Here is a 20,701-nt window from a genome sequence, read left to right as displayed (position 1 = left end):
GACTTTAATAACGTGCTATTGTCCTCTTTGGATTTCTCCTCTAAGTTAGTTATTGACCTTAGATATTAAAACTACTATTCTACCATTTTGCTAAAATGGATTTACTTCGTACCTTATGGACGCACAGATGATATGGTTATGGATATGACCTTTGTCTATATGTGTCGATAAGACAAATTCATATTCATCTTTAAGAATCTTTTTGCATAACTCAAGACCGATTTGGTGTGCCATTTCAGGCGTGGCTTCTCCCGGTAGAAAAGATTGAATGAGATGTCTTGCAAGGACAGTTCCATTAACTTTATTATCTTCTCTAGTCTTTATAAAAGCAGTATGGGCAGTAGAAGCAAAGCACTTATTTGTGCTTACCAATATTTTTTCGTCAGTCTTTTCTTCGTTTGTTATATAGGCGATAGCAAGATTAAGAGTAGATTTTATAGGATGAATTTTTGTAATTGCCACTTATATGTCATCTCCTTTGTTGGTAGTTTTATTGAGCAGTAGGGAAATGTATTTGCCATATTTCTTTTGATAGATGTTCAATTTGGGACTGCATATCTTTGATGTCATCGCTATAGATAACACCAGTCGAATTAACTCGTTTAGCAATTTGATTGACGCTACTTGCATACCTAAAAAGCAATCCTTGTATTTCCCTAAAGGGCTGTAAATCAACAACATAAATATCAGATTCAGATACTACTTTTCTTAGAAAGTGGTTCATCGTCTTACACTTTACCATTTTCATTTTCTTTTCAAAAAGTGCTTTTTCTTCTTCTGTTAAGTTTATTTTCAGCTGAACATTTCTAATTCTATTTGCCATTTCTGTTACTTCCTTTCAAAAAAATTGGGGTCTTAGGGTACTCCCTAACAAGCTAAAATTGATAAAAAAGAAGCAACTCCATGAGGGGGCTGCTTCATCGATTTTTCGTAAGTGGGTACACACTTACTGTGCTTGCTACATAAGAATGATTTGTAAAGCAAGCGTTAAGCGAGATATGAGTTTGTGTCTTAATTATACCAAGTATAGAAGTTAATGTCAGCGTTTTATCTAAAACACATTTATAACATGACAAAAAATGTCATATTTATGGTATAATAGTAACTACTAGGAGTGGTTAAATAATGAAAAACAATAGATTGTTTAAAATTTTGTATTATGTACTGGAAAAAGGAAAAGTAACGGCAAATGAACTTGCGGAAAAATATGAAGTATCAATAAGGACAATTTATAGAGATATTGATGTCCTTAGCAGTGCCGGAATTTCCATCTACGCCACCAAAGGGAAAGGTGGTGGAATAGAAATAGCGGATGATTTTGTATTGAAAAAATCATTTCTTTCTAAGAACGAGCAAGAACAGATTTTGATTGCCTTAAAAGGTTTAGAACTGACAAATAAGGAGTACGAAAATGAACTTTTAATCAAATTAACCGCTTTATTTAAAACGAAAAATACTAACTGGATAGAAGTTGATTTTACAAATTGGCAACGAAGTAAATCTTTTGATGAATTATTTAAAGATATAAAATCAGCAATCATCAATAAAAATATTGTTCGTTTTATATATTTTTCCAGTAATAAAAAAGAAACAAGCAGAAAAGTAAAGCCAATAAGACTCCTATTTAAAGGATGGGATTGGTATGTGTATGCATTTTGTTTGTCAAGAAATGATTTTAGATATTTTAAGCTGTCACGCATAAAAGAATTTGAAATTTTACCAAATACCTTTGAAGATGATTTTGATAGTATTGTCTTAAAAAAAGAAATGGAGTATGAGGAAACTGTATTTGTTAAAGTAAAATTTGATAGAAAAATGGCTTTTAGAGTATTTGATGAAGTATCCAGTGCTATTGAAGAAGATGAAGATGGAAATTTATATGCTACAGTAGAACTTCCCAACGATTACAATTTATATAACTATATATTTTCCTATGGAGATGCGGCAGAGGTGTTAGAACCGAAAGAAATTCGAGATAAAATTAAAAACATAATAAACATTATGGCTAAAAAATATAGAATATGACAGATGGTGTCAAGTTAACTTTTGTATAATATATTTATCAGTACAAAGGAGAATTTTGCTATGAAATATGAATGGAAAAAAGAAGAAAAATACTTATATGGAGCGAAGCAAAAAGCGGAGATAATAGATGTTCCTAATCAGAAGTTCATTATGATAAATGGAGAAAGTAATCCCAATTTAGCTGATTTTTCAGATAGAGTTTCGGCATTGTTTACATTAGCATATGGTATAAAAATGTTATTTAAAAAGACGAATATAGATGAAAATAATTCTTCTTACAAAGACTTTGCTGTATTTCCACGCGAAGGCATCTGGAGAAAAAACTCTGGAGAACAATTTGATAAAAATAAATTGAAATATGCAATTATGATTAAACAGCCAGATTTTATTACAAGAGATATTTTTGATTTAGCTATTAAGAATGTTAGAGAGAAAAAACCGAATAAATTATATGATGAAATCATTTTTGATGATGTAGATGGCGGCAAAGCAGTACAGATTTTACATATTGGAAGTTTTGACACAGAACCATATTCATTTGAAAAACTAGAAAGTTTTATGGAAAAACATGGTCTTTTAAGAAAATTTGATTATCATACAGAAATCTATTTGAGCAACAAGAATAGAACATCAGAAGAAAACTTAAAAACCATATTGAGATATAGCGTAAAGTAGGAGGAAATATTATGCCAAGACCAAGAACAAAAGAAGATTTAATGATTGCAGCGAAAGAAAACTATGATAAGTTGAACGTATTAATTGCTAAGCTATCTGACGAAGAATTAAACACACCTTTTGACTTTTCAAGTGATGAAAAAAAGAAAGAGGCTCATTGGAAAAGAGACAAAAATTTAAGAGATATTTTGATTCATTTATATGAATGGCACCAACTTCTTTTGAATTGGGTAGATACAAATTTAAAGGGAGTGGCAAAACCTTTTATTCCAGCTCCATATAATTGGAAAACTTATGGAGATATGAATGTCGAGTTTTGGAAAAAACATCAAAATACTTCTCTTGAAGATGCAAAAGAAATGTTTCAGAAATCCTATAAAGATATTTTAGAATTAGCTGAGAGATTTACAAACGAAGAATTGTTTTCAAAAGATGTCTATAAGTGGGTAGGAGGAAGTGTACTTGGTTCATATTTTGTAAGCACTACTTCAAGCCATTATGATTGGGCGATGAAGAAATTAAAAGCACATCAAAAAAATTGTAAGAAAAAATAAGCAGATATGGAGATGATAGAATGCATTTTACGAAGGTAAAAGGAATATTATCTTCAAAAAATGGAATGAATTTATTCAGAGGCTGTACACATGGTTGTATTTATTGTGACTCAAGAAGTAAATGCTATCAGATAAACCATAGATTTGAAGATGTAGAAGTTAAAGAAAATGCCCTACAACTCTTAGAAGATTCTTTAAGAAGAAAACGCAAAAAATGTATGATTGGATTAGGTTCTATGACAGATCCATACATTAAAGAAGAGCTTAGATTAAATTATACAAGGCAGGCACTTGAGTTAATGAACAAATATGGATTCGGCATAACGCTTATAACAAAATCATCAAATGTGTTAAGGGATTTAGATTTATTGAAAGAAATAAATGCAAAGACTAAGTGTGTTGTTCAAATGACACTTACTACTTATGATGAAAAGCTATGCAAATTGCTTGAACCAAATGTTTCTACAACAAAGGAAAGATTTGAGACCTTGCTTGCTTTAAGAGATGAAGGGATACCTACAATTGTATGGTTAAGTCCAATTTTACCTTTTATCAATGACACTGAAGAGAATCTAATGGGCATTTTAAATTATTGCAAGGAAGCAGAAGTAAAGGAATAATTTGCTTTGGCATAGGTCTCACCCTAAGAGAAGGGAATAGAGAATATTTCTATTGTGCATTAGATAAAAAATTCCCCAGGGTTAAAGATAAATATATTAAAACATTTGGAAATAGCTATATTGCTAACAGCAAAAATAATTCTAAATTAATGAAGATTTTTCATGACTTTTGCGAAAAAGAGAAAATAATGCATGATAATGATATTATTTTTGACTACTTGAAAGAATTTGAAGAAAGAGAGATAACTAGACAACTTAGTATATTTGATTTTTAGAAAATAGAAATAATACAAAAGGTTAAGGAGGACTTTTAAAGATGGTATCACAAAGAACTAAATACGATACATATCTTAATATAAGTCCTTTTTTATATTTTCAATTTAGTAAATCATAAGGATTACCATGTAAATAATTTAATATTTTTTCATCCATTATGGAGGATTCGGTATGCATAAATGCCGAAGTCCTCCTTTTTTGTGACTTTAGTCGGTCACGCACCGTAAGGTGAGTGACAAATAAACCACCCGCTATGCGGGTGCGCAACGACGGTTATACCAAAAAACTCCAAACGCGATACAATAGTGGTGTTCAAGCCAACTGTAAAGTGAAAGGAGAAAACGCATGGCACATAGTTTATCGCACACAAAGTGGATGTGTAAATACCACATTGTGTTTACCCCAAAGTATAGACGAAAAATCATCTATAATCAATGTCGCAGTAGTTTAGGAGAAATATTTCGACGATTATGTAGTTATAAAGGAGTCGAAATTATAGAAGGACATCTGATGCCGGACCATGTACATATGTTGGTCAGTATTCCACCAAGAATAAGCGTATCGAGTTTTATGGGATATTTAAAAGGTAAGAGTGCGTTAATGATGTTTGATAAACACGCAAATTTGAAATATAAATTTGGGAATCGACATTTTTGGGCAGAAGGATATTATGTGAGTACGGTGGGATTAAACGAAGCCACGATAAAGAAATATATTCAAGAGCAAGAGAAACATGATATAGCCTTGGATAAATTGAGTGTGAAGGAATATGAAAATCCCTTTAGGGATAGTGGTAAGTAATACAAACGCCTCTTTGAGAGGCGAGTGACGGGTCAAGAGCAATAAGGCTTGAACAAAGTGAAAGCCAGCGTCTTTAGGCGCTGGCTGGCTTTTTGGGCTTATAGCCCCTGTTCAAACCACCCGTTAGACGGGTGGTTATGATTTGTTTTAAACAAGAAAACAAAGAAATGGAGGAAGATAAAAATGCGAAAAAATTATTTCTTGTTTGTGAATGGAAAAAAAGTGGAGGTTAGTGAAGAGATTTATAAAGTCTACTGGCAAGAAAAAAATCATGAAAAATATTTGAAGCAGGTGGATAGAAGAAATCACCTGCTTTTTTTCTCGTCTTTTGATCATGATGGACATTTTGAGGATAGTATAGTTGATGAGGGTTTTGATGTAGATAAGATCGTTCAGACACAGATGATGATTGAGGCAGTGCGAGATGCACTATCAAAATTAAATGATGAAGAAAGAGAAATCATTGATAGACTTTATTTCAATGATGAGACTATTCGTTCGGTGGCTGAAACGAAAAAATATCTCATCCAGCTCTCATAAAGAGAAGAAATAAGATATTGGACAAGTTAAGAGAATTGCTGAAAGACTTTAAATAGCATTTAGGTCATTACGAAAAAACAGCAAAAAAAAACTTAATATCGACATTAAAATACCTTTTTCTTACAAGTGGGTTGTAATTTAAGATAAATTCTTTTAACCTATACAAACTTAATAAAATGGGTAACAGGAGGAAAAGGTATGATTGAAAAAGAGGTATTAGAACTTGTTGTTAAAAAAGTAATGGACAAGTTTGCAAAAGAAAATGATGGTTCAAGAGGTTGGGCAAAGGAAGATATTGAGAACGAAATACTACTGCTTGGCGGAACTATGACTGATGTTTACGAAGCTATGAAGATAGGATTTAATGTTTGTCTTAATGACTACAAACTTCAAGAACCATTATATTGCTAAAACTTTATTTGAAAGGCATCTCTACGGAGGTGCTTTTCTTTTTCAAAAAAATTCATAAATCTGGTTACCAAGAGGGATAAATTTTCACTATTAAAGTGTAGGGGGAATTTATCCTTTTGCTTTTGAGGTAGAAGAGAAAATCTATTCCGTTATTAAGCAAAGAATCCTACATAGCAGAAAGCTAATTGATCTTTGACAACTGAATAGACCAAGGTGGGACGTTATCCATTTGTGGAGAATTATGACCTACGCCAAGACTTTTCTGCTAAGAAATTTGGTTTAAATGAATACTGGTAAGTGCCAAGGATAAAAGAAAAAGAGCGATAAATAGGAATACATAAAGGATAGATGTGGCAATCTATCTCTGTGATGCAAATGGTGATAATGATACTTCAATAGTTTAAGCCGGCTCGTCTTAATAAGGGGCGGTGGTGAGATTCCAATGTAGCAGCCAATGCACCTACCAATGTCATAAAACTTATTATAAAAATAGTGAGGTTAAGACTATGAATAAGAAAAAAAGTTAAGAAAGATAAGGATAAGAAACAAATAGCCGATGATTATTCTAAGAAAATAACCTACTCTACAAGCGAAAGTGAAAAGCTTGATTTACTGGATATTGTTGAGATGTATCTATGTAAATCCTGTGTCAGAATTTGAGGGGCTGACAAAGAGAAATAGGGTGCGGTAAAATATAGGTGGTAGAAGTAATCTTCCAAAATGACTATTTGCCAAAATATCATTTTAGGAGGATTGTTATGTGAAATACTGCGTGTATGTATCTTCGTCTTTCAAGAGAAGACGGAGACAGTAATGAAAGCAACTCTATTTCAAATCAAAGACAAATAATCAAATCTTACGCTAAAGAAAAGAACATAGATCTATCTTTTGAATATGTAGATGATGGATATAGTGGTTCTAATTTTGAGCGTCCAAATTTTAAGAATATGATTGATGACCTGAATAAAGGAAAGTTTTCTATCATTATGGTAAAAGACTTATCTCGTTTCGGCAGAGATTATATTGAGTCAGGTAAGTATCTGCAAAAGATATTTCCTGAAAAAGGTATTCGCTTCATATCTGTAAATGATAACTATGATAGTGATAATGCGGATATTAGCGATACACATTTAATACTTCCAATTAGAAATTTTATCAATGGCAGTTATTGTAGAGACATCTCTATGAAAGTGAAATCATCAAAAGAAGTGAAAAGAAAGAATGGTGAGTTTATTGGATCATTTGCTCCTTTTGGATATAAGAAAGATGATAAAAACAAACATCAGCTTGTAGTTGATACAGAAGTAGCTCATATCATTGAGCGAATATTTAATATGAAAATAGAGGGATATTCCTCAAAGGTTATTGCCGACTTTCTAAACAGTATTGGAACAGTCACACCATCAAAGCACAAAGAAAATAATGGTGATAACTTCAATACTGGTTTTGTTGTGAAAAAAGCAAAATGGGATGCTAAGATGGTAAACCGTATTATTTCAAATAAGGTTTATATTGGTGTCCTGGAACAAGGAAAAACAACAAAATTAAATTATAAATCAAAGCATGAAGTAGATGTTTCAAAAGAAGACTGGATAGCAATAGAAAATGCTCATAAAAGCATAGTCTCAAAATCCATCTTTGCACTTGCAAATAAAATGCTACTTCGTGATGTGAAACAATCTAAAGATAAGCCATATATATTATCAGGTATGCTTTATTGTAAAGATTGTGGAAGTCCTATGATCAGGCGAAAAGTAAGAGACAAGATTTTCTATATTTGCTCTGAATATAACAATACTGGAGAGTGTTCAAGACATAGTGTAAAAGAAGACTATGTTACTCATGCAACTATTCATGCATTAAATGAATATCTATCTAAGTACAATGAGCTACTTAAAAAAGTTAGCGAAATAGATGTTTCAAAGTTTACATTAAAGGTTGATTTTGAGTCATTAAATGCAGAAAAAAGGAAGTATGAAAGACTTAGACAATCTCTTTGTATGGATTTAGAAGAAGAACTTATAACGACTGAAGAATTTGAACGATTTAGAAAAAATTATCTTATCAAGATTAGAGAAATTGAGAAACAAATTATTACAAAGCAAAATATCGTAGATGAATTGAAAATGAAGATAAACGATAAAGGTAGTTTCGCTTCTGAGATAGTTCCTAATCCTGAAAGCGATGAATTGAATCGATTGTCTTTAGTGTCTTTTATAGATCGTATTGAGATAGGAGAGGATAATGCAATTAACTTTGTCTTCAACAATATTGAAACAGTAAATCTACTTCAAGCAATTGTGTATAGTGATAAGGCTAAAGCTAAGGATACACATAAGACAAGATTAATATCAATGGGCAAGTTATTTGGTGAGCAGTTAGAAAGAGTAGAACCTAAGCTTGCAGTTGGAGGTGTTTGTTAATGGCAAGGACTTCTAAAAGATATATAAGAAAAAACGAAGAACAAGCACAAAAAGTATTTTATAAAGCTGGAGTATATACAAGATTATCCAGTGAAAGAAAAGAAGAGTGGCGTGAGAAATCATCGTCTATCGAAACACAGATGCTTTGTTGTAAAGAGTATGCTCTAAAGGAAAACATCAAAGTCGTAAATATCTACACAGACTATGAATATAGTGGAACAAATTTTGAAAGACCACAGTTTCAAGAGATGATGCAAGATATTCGTGAAAGAAGAATTAATTGTATTATCATAAGAGACTTATCAAGACTGGGAAGAGAATATCTTGAGATGGGAAGACTTATAGATAAGGTATTTCCGTTCTTGGGAGTAAGGTTTATTTCTGTTAATGATAAGGTTGATACTGTTAAGGATTTAGATTCTAAGAAATCATTTGAAGTAACTCTAAAGAATATCGTCAATGATATGTATGCTAAAGATATTTCGGTAAAGATAAAGACAAGTAAGCACAATAGGGCAAGAAACGGATACTTTATTGGTTCTGTTCCGCCTTATGGATATAAGGTAGTAAAATTAAAAGAGGGACAGAAATTAGAAGTTGATGAGAATTTTAGATTCATCGTTGAAGAAATGTTCCGATTGACACTTGAGGGAAAAAGCCAATATGAGGTTGCAAAACACTTTAATACAAAGGGTTATGCGACGGGAATGGTCTATTACAAAACAGGTAGAATTTATAGACAAGATGGCGATCCACAGTGGAATAAAGCTACTATTTCAAAAATGCTTACTAATAGAGCATACACAGGAACTTTAGTGCAAGGTGTTAAGCAACAAAATCTTGCAAAAGGAATGAAGCAACAATATGTAGATGAAAGCCAGCATATTATTTATGAAAATGCTCATGAACCTATTATCTCAAAAGAAGACTTTGAAAAAGTGTTGCAAGGGCGAGCAGATAGATTAAAGAATAATGCTTTTGGTGCAGAAATGCATAATTTTGAAAGAGATTATGAGAATAGATATAAGGGATTGATTTTCGATTATGCAACAGGTAAGGAGCTTTACCGAAGAACCATAATTTATGGTATAAACCATGATAGACTTTATTATTCTTTTCAAAATGATACTTGCACAGGAAAGATAGATAACGAAGTAAGAGTATTTATCATGGAAAGAGAACTTGATAAAGCAATGTCAGAAAAGGTAGCAGAGTTTATCACTAAGGCTACAAGCAAGGAAAAGCTAATAGAAAGAGTGTCTGCAAGGTTTTCTGAAAGCATAGGTAAGCTAAACGAAGATATTTCAAAACTCAAAATTAAGACAGTGAAGGAAGAAATTCTAATTCAAAAAGCCTATGAAGAGTATAGCTTAGGTAAGATTGATAGAGAAGAATATGGTCTAAAAAGAGAGATTGCTCTTAGCCATATTGCAACAATCAATAATGAAGTTATTTCGATTGAAAAGGTTGTAAAAGACCTTGAAAGAAATAAGAGAATATCTATTAAGTGGATTAAGGATGTATTTTCAGCAAAAAAAGTTGAAAAATTACCAGCTGATTTAATTCATAGCTTAGTAGAGAAGATAATTGTCTATGGCAATCATAACTTTGAAATAATCTTTAAATTTAATATGGATAGTTTGATGGGAGGCATAAAGGATGAGTAAAATTGCACTTTATATCAGATTATCTGTAGAAGATCAGATGAAGAAAGATGAGAGCGAAAGTATCATTAGCCAAAGGTATTTCCTGAATGATTTTCTTGATAGAAATGATGAATTTAAAAGCTTCCAAAGAGAAGAATATATTGATGACGGATATACAGGAACAAATGAGAAAAGACCATCTTTCCAAAGAATGCTTGAAGAAGTTAAGAATGGAAAAATCAATGCAATCATTGTAAAAGACTTATCGAGGTTTATGAGAGATTACATTTCGCTTGGTGATTATCTGGAGAATATTTTTCCTTTTCTTGGTATTAGGTTTATTGCGATTAATGATGGCTACGATAGTGCTAAGGAAAAAGGAAACGGAACAGACCTTGATATTCAGTTTAAAGGTTTGTTATATGACTTCTATACAAAAGATATTTCGCAGAAAGTAAAGACAGTTACTACTGAACTTAAGAAGCAAGGAAAGTTTCTTGCCTGGAGTCCACCATTTGGTTATATGAAAGATCCAGATGATAAGCACAACATCATTATTGATGAAAAAACAGCTTGGATTGTGAGGATGGTGTATGACTTAGCCCTTACAGGACTTGCATCAAGAAAGATTGCAGCAGTTATGAATGAAGAGAATATACCAACACCAAACGAGCGCAAAAAAGAACTTACCAATATGGATTATGAATATAACATTGTGTCATCAGATACAAGAGATGCACCAACATGGACAAATGGTACAGTGGTAGATATTTTATCTAATGAAAATTACACAGGCACTTATGTCTTCAATATGCAAGAAAAGTCGGTATTGACTCTTGGGAGTTTTAAATTTAATCCTAAAGAAGAATGGGGTAGAGTTTATGACTATCATGAAGCTATTATCTCAAGAGAAGAGTTTGATAAGGTTCAAGAAATTAAAGAAATTAAAGAAAAGAATAGCTTCTTAAAAGGAAAGAATACAGATTATCCTTGGAGGACAAAATCGCCATTACAAGGATTTGCAAGATGTCCTACTTGTAATCATATTCTGGACTTACTCAATCAAAGTTTAAACGACCAGATGGAAGTATGAGAATACACAAGTATTTTCATTGTAGGATCTGTAAGTGTAATAATGTAGCACATAAAAACTCAAGAGTAGATAAGTTAGAGGATCAGGTGCTTGCACTTATTAAAGAGAAGTATGGTGAAGCAGAAGTAAAGCCCAAAGAAAAAATAAGTATTAAAGATATAGAGAGGAAGATAGAGAAGCTTCAGGCAAAAAAGATGTCTGATTTTGAAAAATATAAGCTTGGAAAAATGACGAAAGTTAAGTTTGTAGAAAGCAAAAATCAGATAGATAATGAAATTGACAGGCTTGAAGAAAAGATAAAACTATCTTCTAATGAAATAGAAGTAGTAACAGATAATGAACTTACACGAGAACTTATGGAAAAGTATGTTGAGTCAGTTATCTGTGAAGGTAGTATAGTTCAAAAAATCATATGGAAATAGATGTAAGAGGGAGTGAGAAATCACCCTCTTTTATTATCTAAAAATAAACAACATATTTTGTGTCAGTCGCTTGACACGAGAGGGGTCGGGCTCTTTGCTTCTGCAAGCGAAGAAACAGTTTGACGACCATGTTATTGAAGATGGATTTTATGGGCAGTAAATCAATATGACGACCTATAACTTAGCACGGATGAACATGTTTCTCCACAATATTAACTATGATAAGTTTAGCATTGAGCGTGGGAATACTTTGCTTGATCCTAAGCATGGGAATGACAAGCCATTTGATGCTATTGTTTCAAACCCACCTTATTCTATTAAGTGGATTGGGAGCGATGATCCAACGCTGATTAACGATGATCGTTTTGCGCCTGCGGGGATTTTGGCACCTAAGAGTAAGGCGGATTTTGCCTTTATCATGCATAGCTTGTCTTATTTATCCTCAAAAGGGAGAGCGGCGATTGTAACATTTCCTGGGATTTTTTATCGTGGGGGTGCGGAGCAAAAGATTCGTAAATACCTAGTAGACGGAAATTTTGTTGAAGCAGTTATCCAGTTTCCAGATAATCTTTTCTTTGGAACGTCCATTGCAACTTGTATTCTTGTTTTGGCGAAAAATAAGCCGATAACAGATGTTTTCTTTATCGATGCGAGTAAAGAGTTTAAAAAAGAGACCAACAACAATGTTTTGACGGAGGAAAATATCTCTAAAATTTTGACGACTTTTGAAAGTCAAGCGGTTGAGGACTACTTTTCTGCTCGAATTCCTTTGAAAGCAATCGCTGAAGCGGACTACAATCTTTCTGTTTCCACCTATGTAGAAAAAGAAGATACACGTGAGAAGATTGATATTGATGTCTTGAATAGAGAAATCGCTGAAACAGTGAAAAATATTGATCGCTTGCGTGCAGAAATTGATAAGATTGTCGAGGAGTTGAGCTGATGAGCAATGATGTGATCATCTACAATACGGATGATGGGAAAGCCCAAATTGAGCTACACTTAGATAATGGAACTGTTTGGCTGACACAAGCAGAACTGGCAGAATTGTTTCAAACATCTAAGCAAAAAGAACGTTTGGTAATGGGTACAAAAGTTATAGAACTTTATCCTAAAAATTTAGCTAAAATCAAAATCCCTCTCCCACCGAAAAAAATTCAAGTAGAAATCGTGCAAATACTTGACAAATTTACAGAATATGTTACGGAACTTACGTTTCGTAAACAGCAATATTCCTATCACCGTGATAAGCTCCTTTCGTTTGAAAATGAAGTGTATGAAGTTGAGTGGAAGACGCTGGGGGAGGTACTTGTCAAAGGACGAGGGACTAAAATTACAGCTGGACAAATGAAAGACTTGCATAAGGAGGGGGCTCCTATTCGTATTTTTGCAGGTGGTAAGACATTTGCGGATGTTAATTACGGAGATATTCCAGATAAGGATGTTCATACAGAAACATCTATTATCGTGAAGTCGCGTGGTATTATTGATTTTGAATATTATACAAAACCTTTTAGTTTTAAAAATGAGTTTTGGTCATATAGTTCTGATAATGAAGATATAAATTTACGTTATGTTTATCATTATCTCAATCATAACAAATTACATTTTCAGAATATTGCTGATAATATGCAAATGCCACAAATTTCAAGTAATGATACTGAGAAATATAGAATACCTTTGCCTAATAAAGCCATCCAATCCCGCATCGTCCAAGTTTTGGACAACTTTGATACAATCTGTAATGATTTAAAAATCGGTCTCCCAAAAGAGATTGAACAACGTCAAAAACAATACGAATATTTTCGAGATAAGCTCTTGACCTTTGCCGCTGAAGGCGTGTACACTGACAGCACAGCACAGCACAGCACAGCACAGCACAGCACAGCACAGCACAGCACAGCACAGCACAGCACAGCACAGCACAGCACAGCACAGCACAGACAAGACCTAATTAAGTTCTTGCAGTGGGTGTTTGGACCGATACGAGTAACGTTGGGAGCTGTGGCTGATTATAGCACTGAAAAAATAACAACAGATGAGTTAACATCTGAAAATTATGTAGGTGTTGATAATCTTTTGCAAAATAGGGCAGGGAAAGAAGAAGCGACTTATTTACCAAAAAATACAAAAGTAAATGTTTATAATAAAGAAAACATTTTACTTGGAAATATACGACCTTATTTGAAGAAAATCTGGTTTTCTTCAAATATAGGTGGGGCAAGCCCAGATGTCTTGGTTGTTCAAAATCAAGTATCGGATTGTATAAATAGTCGGTATTTATATCATATACTGGCAGATGATAGATTTTTTGAATTTGATATGCAAAATGCTAGGGGTTCAAAGATGCCTAGAGGAGATAAGAAGGCTATCCTCACATACTGTTTTGTTTTACCTATGCTCTCTGAACAAGAACGTATTGTCTCCATTCTTGATAAATTCGATACATTAACTTCAGACCTCACACAAGGTCTGCCACTAGAAATTGCCCAAAGACAGCAACAGTATGAATATTTTAGGGATCAGTTATTAAGATTTTAATATAAAGACAGGGCATGCAAGACGTATATAAGAAACGTATGTTTGATTTTTCAAGTTATATTAAACATTCATCAGAAGAAGTTATAGAATGAATACACAAAAAAGATGTTAATTTGTCTTTTTGAAGACTTTATCACTAGATATCATTTTTATAAGGGTGACCAAGATTGATAGTTTATACGGATCCTATTTTAGAGGCTAATAATTTTATTGTCTTAGAAAAATACACAAAGTATGAAAAGGCAGGTTCTTATCAGACAGAAGCTGATTTGGAGCGAGAGTTAATTTTGGATTTGCAGCAAAATGGATATGAGTACCTTAATCACTTAACTACACCAGAAGATTTGATGCTTAATCTGAAAGTTCAGATGGAAGCATTAAATAATGTATCATTTTCGGACGCAGAGTGGCAACGATTTTTAGAAGAATACCTGAATAAACCTAGTGATAGTTTGGTTGATCGCACGAGAAAACTTCATGATAATCATATTTATGATTTTATCTTTGACGACGGTCATATCCAGAACCTCTATCTGTGGGATAAGAAAAACATTAATCGTAATAAACTTCAAGTTATCAATCAGATGAAACAGTCGGGCATTCATAATAATCGCTATGATGTAACGATATTGGTCAATGGTCTACCACTGGTTCAGATTGAATTAAAAAAGCGAGGTGTAGCGATTCGTGAGGCTTTTAATCAGATTCATCGTTACAGTAAGGAAAGTTTCAATGAGGAAAATTCGCTTTATAAGTATCTCCAGCTGTTTGTCATCTCAAATGGTACGGATACTCGCTATTTTGCGAACACTACTAAGCGAGATAAGAATTCCTTTGATTTTACGATGAACTGGGCACTAAAAAACAATGAACCTATTAAGGACTTAAAAGATTTCACTTCAACATTTTTAAGTCAACAGACTTTGCTCAATGTTTTGATTAATTATTCTGTGTTTGATACGAGTGACACCTTGCTGATTATGCGACCTTATCAAATTGCGGCGACGGAGCGTATTATCTGGAAAATTCGTTCTGCCATTTCTTCAAAGTTAAAAAGCGGACCCGAGACAGGTGGCTATATTTGGCATACGACTGGCTCTGGAAAGACTCTGACTAGTTTTAAGGCGGCAAGGCTTGCCACTGAAATGGATGAAGTGGACAAAGTCTTCTTTGTGGTCGATCGGAAAGATTTGGATTATCAGACAATGAAGGAGTATCAACGCTTTTCTCCTGACTCGGTGAATGGTTCAAATAGTACAGCAGGGCTGAAACGTAATATTGAAAAAGACGACAATAAAATTATCGTTACTACGATTCAAAAGCTCAATAATTTTATGAGTAGTGAGAAAGAACATTCAGTCTACCATAAGCAAGTGGTTTTTATCTTTGATGAGTGTCACCGTTCTCAATTTGGGGAAGTACAGAAGCGTTTGAGACAAAAATTTAAGAAGTATTGCCAATTTGGTTTTACAGGGACACCGATTAAGGTAGAAAATGCTTTGGGTAGTGAAACAACAGCTTCGGTTTTTGGTCAAGAGTTGCATGCTTATGTTATTACCGACGCTATTCGTGACCAGAAAGTTCTAAAATTCCTAGTTGACTATAATGATGTCCGTCCTCAGTTTAAGGCACTTGAAAAAGAGCAAGATTTAGATAAATTGTCAGCTGCTGAAAATAAAAAGGCTTTGCTTCATCCAACACGAATTAAAGAAATTTCTAGCTATATTTTAGAGCATTTCAATCAGAAAACTCACCGGCAGAATGGTAAGGGATTTAATGCAATGTTTGCTGTTTCTAGCGTTGAGGCAGCAAAAGCCTATTATCAAGAGTTACAAGTACAGCAAAAAAATCAAGATAAACCGTTGAAGATTGCGACTATTTTCTCTTATGCAGCCAATGAAACGCAACTGTCGGTTGGTGAGATTGCAGATGAAACCTTTACACCAGCGGATTTGACTGATGTTAGCAGTAAGGAGTTTTTGAGCGGCTGCGTGGCTGACTACAATCATTTATTTGGAACAAGTTTTACTATTGATGGGAATGATTTTCAAAATTATTACCGTGATTTAGCAAAACGCGTTAAGAGTGGAGAGGTAGATTTGCTTATTGTTGTCGGTATGTTTTTGACAGGATTTGATGCACCAACTCTGAATACACTCTTTGTGGATAAAAACTTGCGATATCATGGACTGATTCAAGCCTTTTCACGCACAAATCGGATTTATAACGCTACTAAGGCTTTTGGAAATATTGTAACTTTTCGTGACTTAGAGCAAGCAACGAAAGATGCTATTAAGTTATTTGGAAAAACTGAGACAGCAGAAGTATTACTTGAACGGTCTTACCAAGATTATATGAATGGTTATACGGAAGCGGGAGAAGGAAAAAAAGGCTATCTAGATGTGGTTCAAGAGTTACAGGAGAAATTTCCAGATCCATTGGCTATTGTCAAAGAGAGTGATAAAAAAGAGTTTGTAGCTTTATTTGGTCAATTCCTACGCTTAGATAATATCCTGAAAAACTATGATGATTTTATGAGCTTACAGACTTTACAAGAGTTGGATATTTCAAATACACAAGAGGTAGAAAATTTCAAGAATCGTTTTCATGTTGATGATGAGGCATTGGCAGAATTGTTACAATTAGATGTTCCAAGTATCCGTGAGATTCAAGACTATCGTTCGACTTATAATGATATAAAGGCTTGGTATGATAATGAGCGTCGTAATAAGCAGGATAATGATTCTAAGGTTGATTGGGATTCAATTGTCTTTGAGGTAGAGTTGTTGAAATCACAAGAAATCAACTTAGATTATATTCTTGAATTGATTTTTGAGACCAATAAAAAAATTTCTGACAAAGATGAATTGATTGAAGAAATCAAGCGCACTATCCGTTCTAGCATTGGGCATCGGGCGAAAGAAGATTTGATTGTGGAATTTATTCATACGAGTAATTTGGATGATTTTGAAGACAAAGCGGATATTATTGAGCACTTTTTCCTCTTTGCACGTAAGAAGCAGCAAGAAGAAGTTGCCGATTTGATTGCTGAGGATAATTTGAATGAAATAGCAGCAAGACGTTATATAGAAACCTCTCTTAAACATGAATATGCTAGTGAAAATGGGAATGCTTTGAATGAGGCTTTACCTAAGATGAGTCCACTTAAACCACAATATCGGACAATGAAACAAAAAGTTTTCGAGAAAATTGTTGCATTGGTTGAAAAATTTAAGGGGATTGGTGGAGAAATCTAATAAGATGTGTATTAATATAAAATAGATTCTGCATTATCTAGTGGAACTTAATAGATATTTAGTGAAATTATTACCAGACTGAAATTTGTATTAAACTAATAATTCAGTCTGGTTGTTTATATCTAATGTTTGTAAGCGCCTACCTAGAATTCTGACAGTATAAAGTTCAGAATTAGCCATAGAACTAAGATGAAAAATTATGAAACTAGAAGAAAGCTACATAAATCAAAACTTTAATTACAGTTGTAAAAAGCAATCCGTAGTATTCAGCAGCAATAAATTTTAATCAGTCAAAAGCAATAGAGACATGTTATTTTGTTTTGATGCCCTACATAATCGAAAAAAGCCAGTATTATGTGTAGAAAATGACTTACACATAATACTGGCAAATATATTTTAATGATTAAATTACTTCAACTTATTTCTCGTCACGAACTCCATACTGATAGCTCACACCTAAATTCTCACGCAAAGTATTACCTTCATAGTCTTCATGGAAGATGCCACGTTCTTGAAGAATTGGCACAACTTGTTCAACAAAGGCACGAACACCGTCATGAGATAAATCAGGTACGATTGAAAAACCGTCTGTTGCACCTGCTTCGAACCATTCTTGTAAGAAGTCTGCCACATCTGTTGCTGTACCAACCACAACTGGATGATAGTTGATTACTCCCATAGCCAATGTATCAAGTGGTGAATATCCTTCTTGTAATAATTGTACGGCACGTGGTGAGCGAGGGTCTTGCCAGTGTGGTTGTAACATTGAGCGTACCTCTTGTGGCAATGGTTTTTCAATATCTAGGCTGTTTAAATTAATTCCTACCATTGCTGATAAGTAGTTTAAGCGTTGTTTAGTTTCTTGTGGATCAAAATTCATCACTTGTCGACGACGTGCAATGGCTTCTTCTTTAGTATCAGCAATAGTAACCATAAATCCAGTAAAGATATTGATATCATCAGCAGAGCGACCATGTGCGACAGCACTTTCGCGTAAAATATTACGGTAGTCACGTGCTTCTTCAATTGTAAATGGATTAGCATACACACCTGATGCAAAACGACCAGCTAAGCGAATACCTTCAGGGCTTGGACCAGCTTGAAAAATTGGTGGTTGACCTTGCTCTGACGGAGGAATTGGTAGGGGGCCTGCCGTTTTAATATACTCACCATTGTAGTGAATTGGACTAATTTTTGACATATCGGCAAACTGACCAGACTCTTTATCATGTAGATAAGCTCCCTCGCCCCAGGAACCCCATAGTCCTTGAACGGCTTCAATCACTTCATGCGCACGACCATAACGATCACGGCTACTCATCAAGTGTGTTCCGAAATTTTCTGCTGTTGCAGCTGTTGAAGTCGTTACTGTATTCCAACCGACACGTCCATGACTGATGACATCCAATGTTTTTAAATGACGAGCCAAATTATATGGTTCATTAAAGGTTGTTGAAAATGTTCCGACTAATCCAATATGCTTAGTTGCACGAGCAACAGAGGTCATAAAAATAAGGGGATCCATTGAGTGCATTGGTGTGTCATAAGTTAAATCATTTACGAGTGCAGGCGTATCTGCCATAAATAGGGCATGTAGTTTACCTTTTTCAGCTAATTGCGCCATTTCAACATAGTAGTCTATATCTGTATAAGCATCAGCTTTTGCTTCTGGTAATCTCCATGTTTTAAATTCGCCACCATAACCTGATACCATTTGTAATACGATTTTCATTTGTTTTTTTGTCATTTTATATTAACTCCTTTATTCCTAACATTAATTTATCCATAATTACAGCTATTGGTTCAATCTTATCAATCATCGAAATACCTAATCCAAACGAGGCATAGCCTTTCGATAAATCACCAAACAACATGCCATCTCGTAAGCCATTGTAACCATTTTGTGCTGCAAAAATTTCTTCTTTACTTGCACCTTCTTGACTCATTTCAGCTAATTGATTAGGTAGTTCACCGGGCAATGAGCGATAGAAATCTGGTTTTGTACGGTAAAGTAATAAGTCTGAAGCCTTTATATTTAGGGCTAATTGTTTGATATTTGTTGCTAAAATAGATTCTTCAGACATCATGAAGGCTGTTCCTACATAGAGGCCTTCAGCTCCAAGTGCAAAAGCAGCTCGAGCCGTTCTAGCATCGACAATGCCACCAGCTGCCATTACAGGGACACGTCCTTTAGCAGCATCGACAATCATTGGAACAATTGAAAAGGTACCAATGACTTGTGAAGGGAGTGTTCCACCTTCATCAAAACCTGTGGCGACAATAATATCGGCTCCGCCTTGTATTGCTTGCTCAGTATTTTCAACTGTTGGGGTATCGGCACGATAAACGACTTTAATGCCTTTGTCGTGGAATTTTTCAGTCCATTCTGGGTAAAATTTACCATTCATAACAGCAACATTAATATTTTCTTCTACCATTAAGTCTAGCATTGGTTGGGTAAATTGGTCTTCTGATGGATGCTTGGGAGAAATATTCAAACCAAGTGGCTTATTAGTTATATCACGTGCGATTCGTATTTCACGTCGCATATTTTCAATGGTTTCTTCGATAGTTGTTGCAGCAACCGTCTGCCCTGCACTGATACCAAGAACACCTAGTCCACCGGCAGCACTAACTGCACCTGCAAAGCAGCCATTTGTTAGCCATGCCATTGGACCTTGAATAATCGGCTTTTCAATCCCTAAAATCTCTGTAATACGATTTGGCATTTGTTTTCTCCTTTCGTTTTTGTTATATTATTTACAACACTTAGATTACAGGTGTCTTTTAATTCAGTCAATGGACAGTTTTGAACAATATGTCACCTATGTGACAAAATAGAGAGGAGTGTCATTTTGAAACAGGATTTAAGGTTTGAAAAAACTGAAAAAGCCATTCAAAAAGCTTTTTTGATGTTATTGCAGGATAAAGAATTGGCGAAAATTTCTGTAAAAGAATTGTGTGAACATGCTCAAATATCACGCAATGCATTTTATCAACATTATGAAACGAAAGAACATTTATATGAGAGTATGATGCAAGAAATTTTAAAGTCGATTGAAGAAGCCTGTACTCCATTGATTAAGGATATGGCAACCATTACGGAGGCAGAGGAACGTCTGTTTCTCGATAATATTTTGTTGGCGGTTAATCAACATCGTTTTGCTATTTATCAATTATTAATGAGTCAACCGGGGATGTTTTCCAAAGCGTTTCATGACATGTTGGTGATGTCCATGCACCAAGGTAGTCAACAAATTAATGTGACTCCGGATTCTCTTTTTATTCATATTTTTTCAGGTGGGATTGTAGCATTTGTGAGTTATTGGCTGTTACAGACGAGTTATACACTTGAAGAAGCACAAGAAAAGTTATTTGTAGTGCTGGGGCAATTGAAAGCAGTGTAATACTATTGAT

12 protein-coding genes and 6 pseudogenes are annotated in these 20,701 nt (G+C 34.1%); 14 read left to right on the top strand and 4 right to left on the bottom strand.

All coding sequences use genetic code 11. The features are described from left to right. Window positions 1–126: 126 nt before the first annotated feature. Both JDW14_07120 and mobC read right to left on the bottom strand, forming a co-directional pair. Window positions 127–462, bottom strand: a pseudogene (locus tag JDW14_07120) (relaxase/mobilization nuclease domain-containing protein). Beyond that, window positions 463–823, bottom strand: a pseudogene (gene mobC, locus JDW14_07115) (plasmid mobilization relaxosome protein MobC). Window positions 824–1,125: 302 nt separating this feature from the next. Here mobC and JDW14_07110 point away from each other — a divergent pair. From JDW14_07110 to JDW14_07050, 13 genes and pseudogenes are all read left to right on the top strand, one after another. Continuing rightward, the gene (locus JDW14_07110; GenBank protein ID QQD65082.1) at window positions 1,126–2,025 is read left to right on the top strand and encodes a YafY family transcriptional regulator; all 900 of its coding nucleotides are present in this window, start codon (window positions 1,126–1,128) and stop codon (window positions 2,023–2,025) included. 60 nt (window positions 2,026–2,085) lie between these two features. Continuing rightward, entirely contained in the window at window positions 2,086–2,700 is a 615-nt protein-coding gene (locus JDW14_07105) for a GyrI-like domain-containing protein (protein ID QQD65081.1), read from the top strand. An 11-nt stretch (window positions 2,701–2,711) separates the two neighbouring features. Next, window positions 2,712–3,254, top strand: a complete 543-nt coding sequence (locus JDW14_07100) for a ClbS/DfsB family four-helix bundle protein (protein QQD65080.1) — start codon at window positions 2,712–2,714, stop codon at window positions 3,252–3,254. Window positions 3,255–3,274: 20 nt separating this feature from the next. Beyond that, a pseudogene (locus JDW14_07095) lies at window positions 3,275–4,149 on the top strand (radical SAM protein). Window positions 4,150–4,495: 346 nt separating this feature from the next. Continuing rightward, window positions 4,496–4,951 carry an IS200/IS605 family transposase gene (gene tnpA / locus JDW14_07090; protein QQD65079.1) on the top strand — a complete coding sequence of 152 codons (456 nt, stop codon included), beginning with the start codon at window positions 4,496–4,498 and terminating at the stop codon, window positions 4,949–4,951. Window positions 4,952–5,134: 183 nt separating this feature from the next. Further along, window positions 5,135–5,547: pseudogene (locus tag JDW14_07085) on the top strand (sigma-70 family RNA polymerase sigma factor). Between the two features lie 142 nt (window positions 5,548–5,689). Next, window positions 5,690–5,902 (top strand): hypothetical protein, encoded by a 213-nt coding sequence (locus JDW14_07080; protein QQD65078.1) that lies wholly within the window; start codon window positions 5,690–5,692, stop codon window positions 5,900–5,902. A gap of 776 nt (window positions 5,903–6,678) precedes the next feature. Continuing rightward, entirely contained in the window at window positions 6,679–8,325 is a 1,647-nt protein-coding gene (locus JDW14_07075) for a recombinase family protein (GenBank protein QQD65077.1), read from the top strand. Beyond that, window positions 8,325–9,992: a recombinase family protein gene (locus JDW14_07070; protein ID QQD65076.1), complete on the top strand. Its 1,668-nt coding sequence runs from the start codon at window positions 8,325–8,327 to the stop codon at window positions 9,990–9,992. Before JDW14_07075 ends, JDW14_07070 begins: the two co-directional genes overlap by 1 nt. Further along, window positions 9,985–11,486 (top strand): annotated as a pseudogene (locus tag JDW14_07065) (recombinase family protein). Before JDW14_07070 ends, JDW14_07065 begins: the two are co-directional and overlap by 8 nt. 82 nt (window positions 11,487–11,568) lie before the next feature. Next, window positions 11,569–12,429: pseudogene (locus JDW14_07060) on the top strand (type I restriction-modification system subunit M). After that, window positions 12,429–14,027 carry a restriction endonuclease subunit S gene (locus JDW14_07055; GenBank protein ID QQD65075.1) on the top strand — a complete coding sequence of 533 codons (1,599 nt, stop codon included), beginning with the start codon at window positions 12,429–12,431 and terminating at the stop codon, window positions 14,025–14,027. The pseudogene JDW14_07060 and the gene JDW14_07055 overlap by 1 nt, the downstream one beginning before the upstream one ends. A gap of 167 nt (window positions 14,028–14,194) precedes the next feature. After that, the gene (locus JDW14_07050) at window positions 14,195–17,284 is read left to right on the top strand and encodes a type I restriction endonuclease subunit R (GenBank protein QQD65074.1); all 3,090 of its coding nucleotides are present in this window, start codon (window positions 14,195–14,197) and stop codon (window positions 17,282–17,284) included. 418 nt (window positions 17,285–17,702) lie between these two features. On the opposite strand, the gene JDW14_07045 is transcribed toward JDW14_07050, so the two are convergent. Then, window positions 17,703–19,031, bottom strand: coding sequence for an NtaA/DmoA family FMN-dependent monooxygenase (locus JDW14_07045; GenBank protein QQD65073.1), 1,329 nt, complete (start codon window positions 19,029–19,031; stop codon window positions 17,703–17,705). Between the two features lies 1 nt (window position 19,032). Continuing rightward, window positions 19,033–20,013, bottom strand: a complete 981-nt coding sequence (locus JDW14_07040; protein QQD65072.1) for a nitronate monooxygenase — start codon at window positions 20,011–20,013, stop codon at window positions 19,033–19,035. A gap of 126 nt (window positions 20,014–20,139) precedes the next feature. On the opposite strand from JDW14_07040, the gene JDW14_07035 reads away from it, so the two are divergent. Further along, entirely contained in the window at window positions 20,140–20,691 is a 552-nt protein-coding gene (locus JDW14_07035) for a TetR/AcrR family transcriptional regulator (GenBank protein ID QQD65071.1), read from the top strand. The last annotated feature ends 10 nt before the right edge of the window (window positions 20,692–20,701 follow it).

The organism is Aerococcaceae bacterium zg-252 (assembly GCA_016237705.1).
GTDB classification, from domain to species: Bacteria; Bacillota; Bacilli; order Lactobacillales; family Aerococcaceae; genus Globicatella; species Globicatella yangjingiae.
The sequence above is the reverse complement of the archived record's forward strand: the minus strand, read 5'-3'. Positions and strand labels throughout refer to the sequence as shown.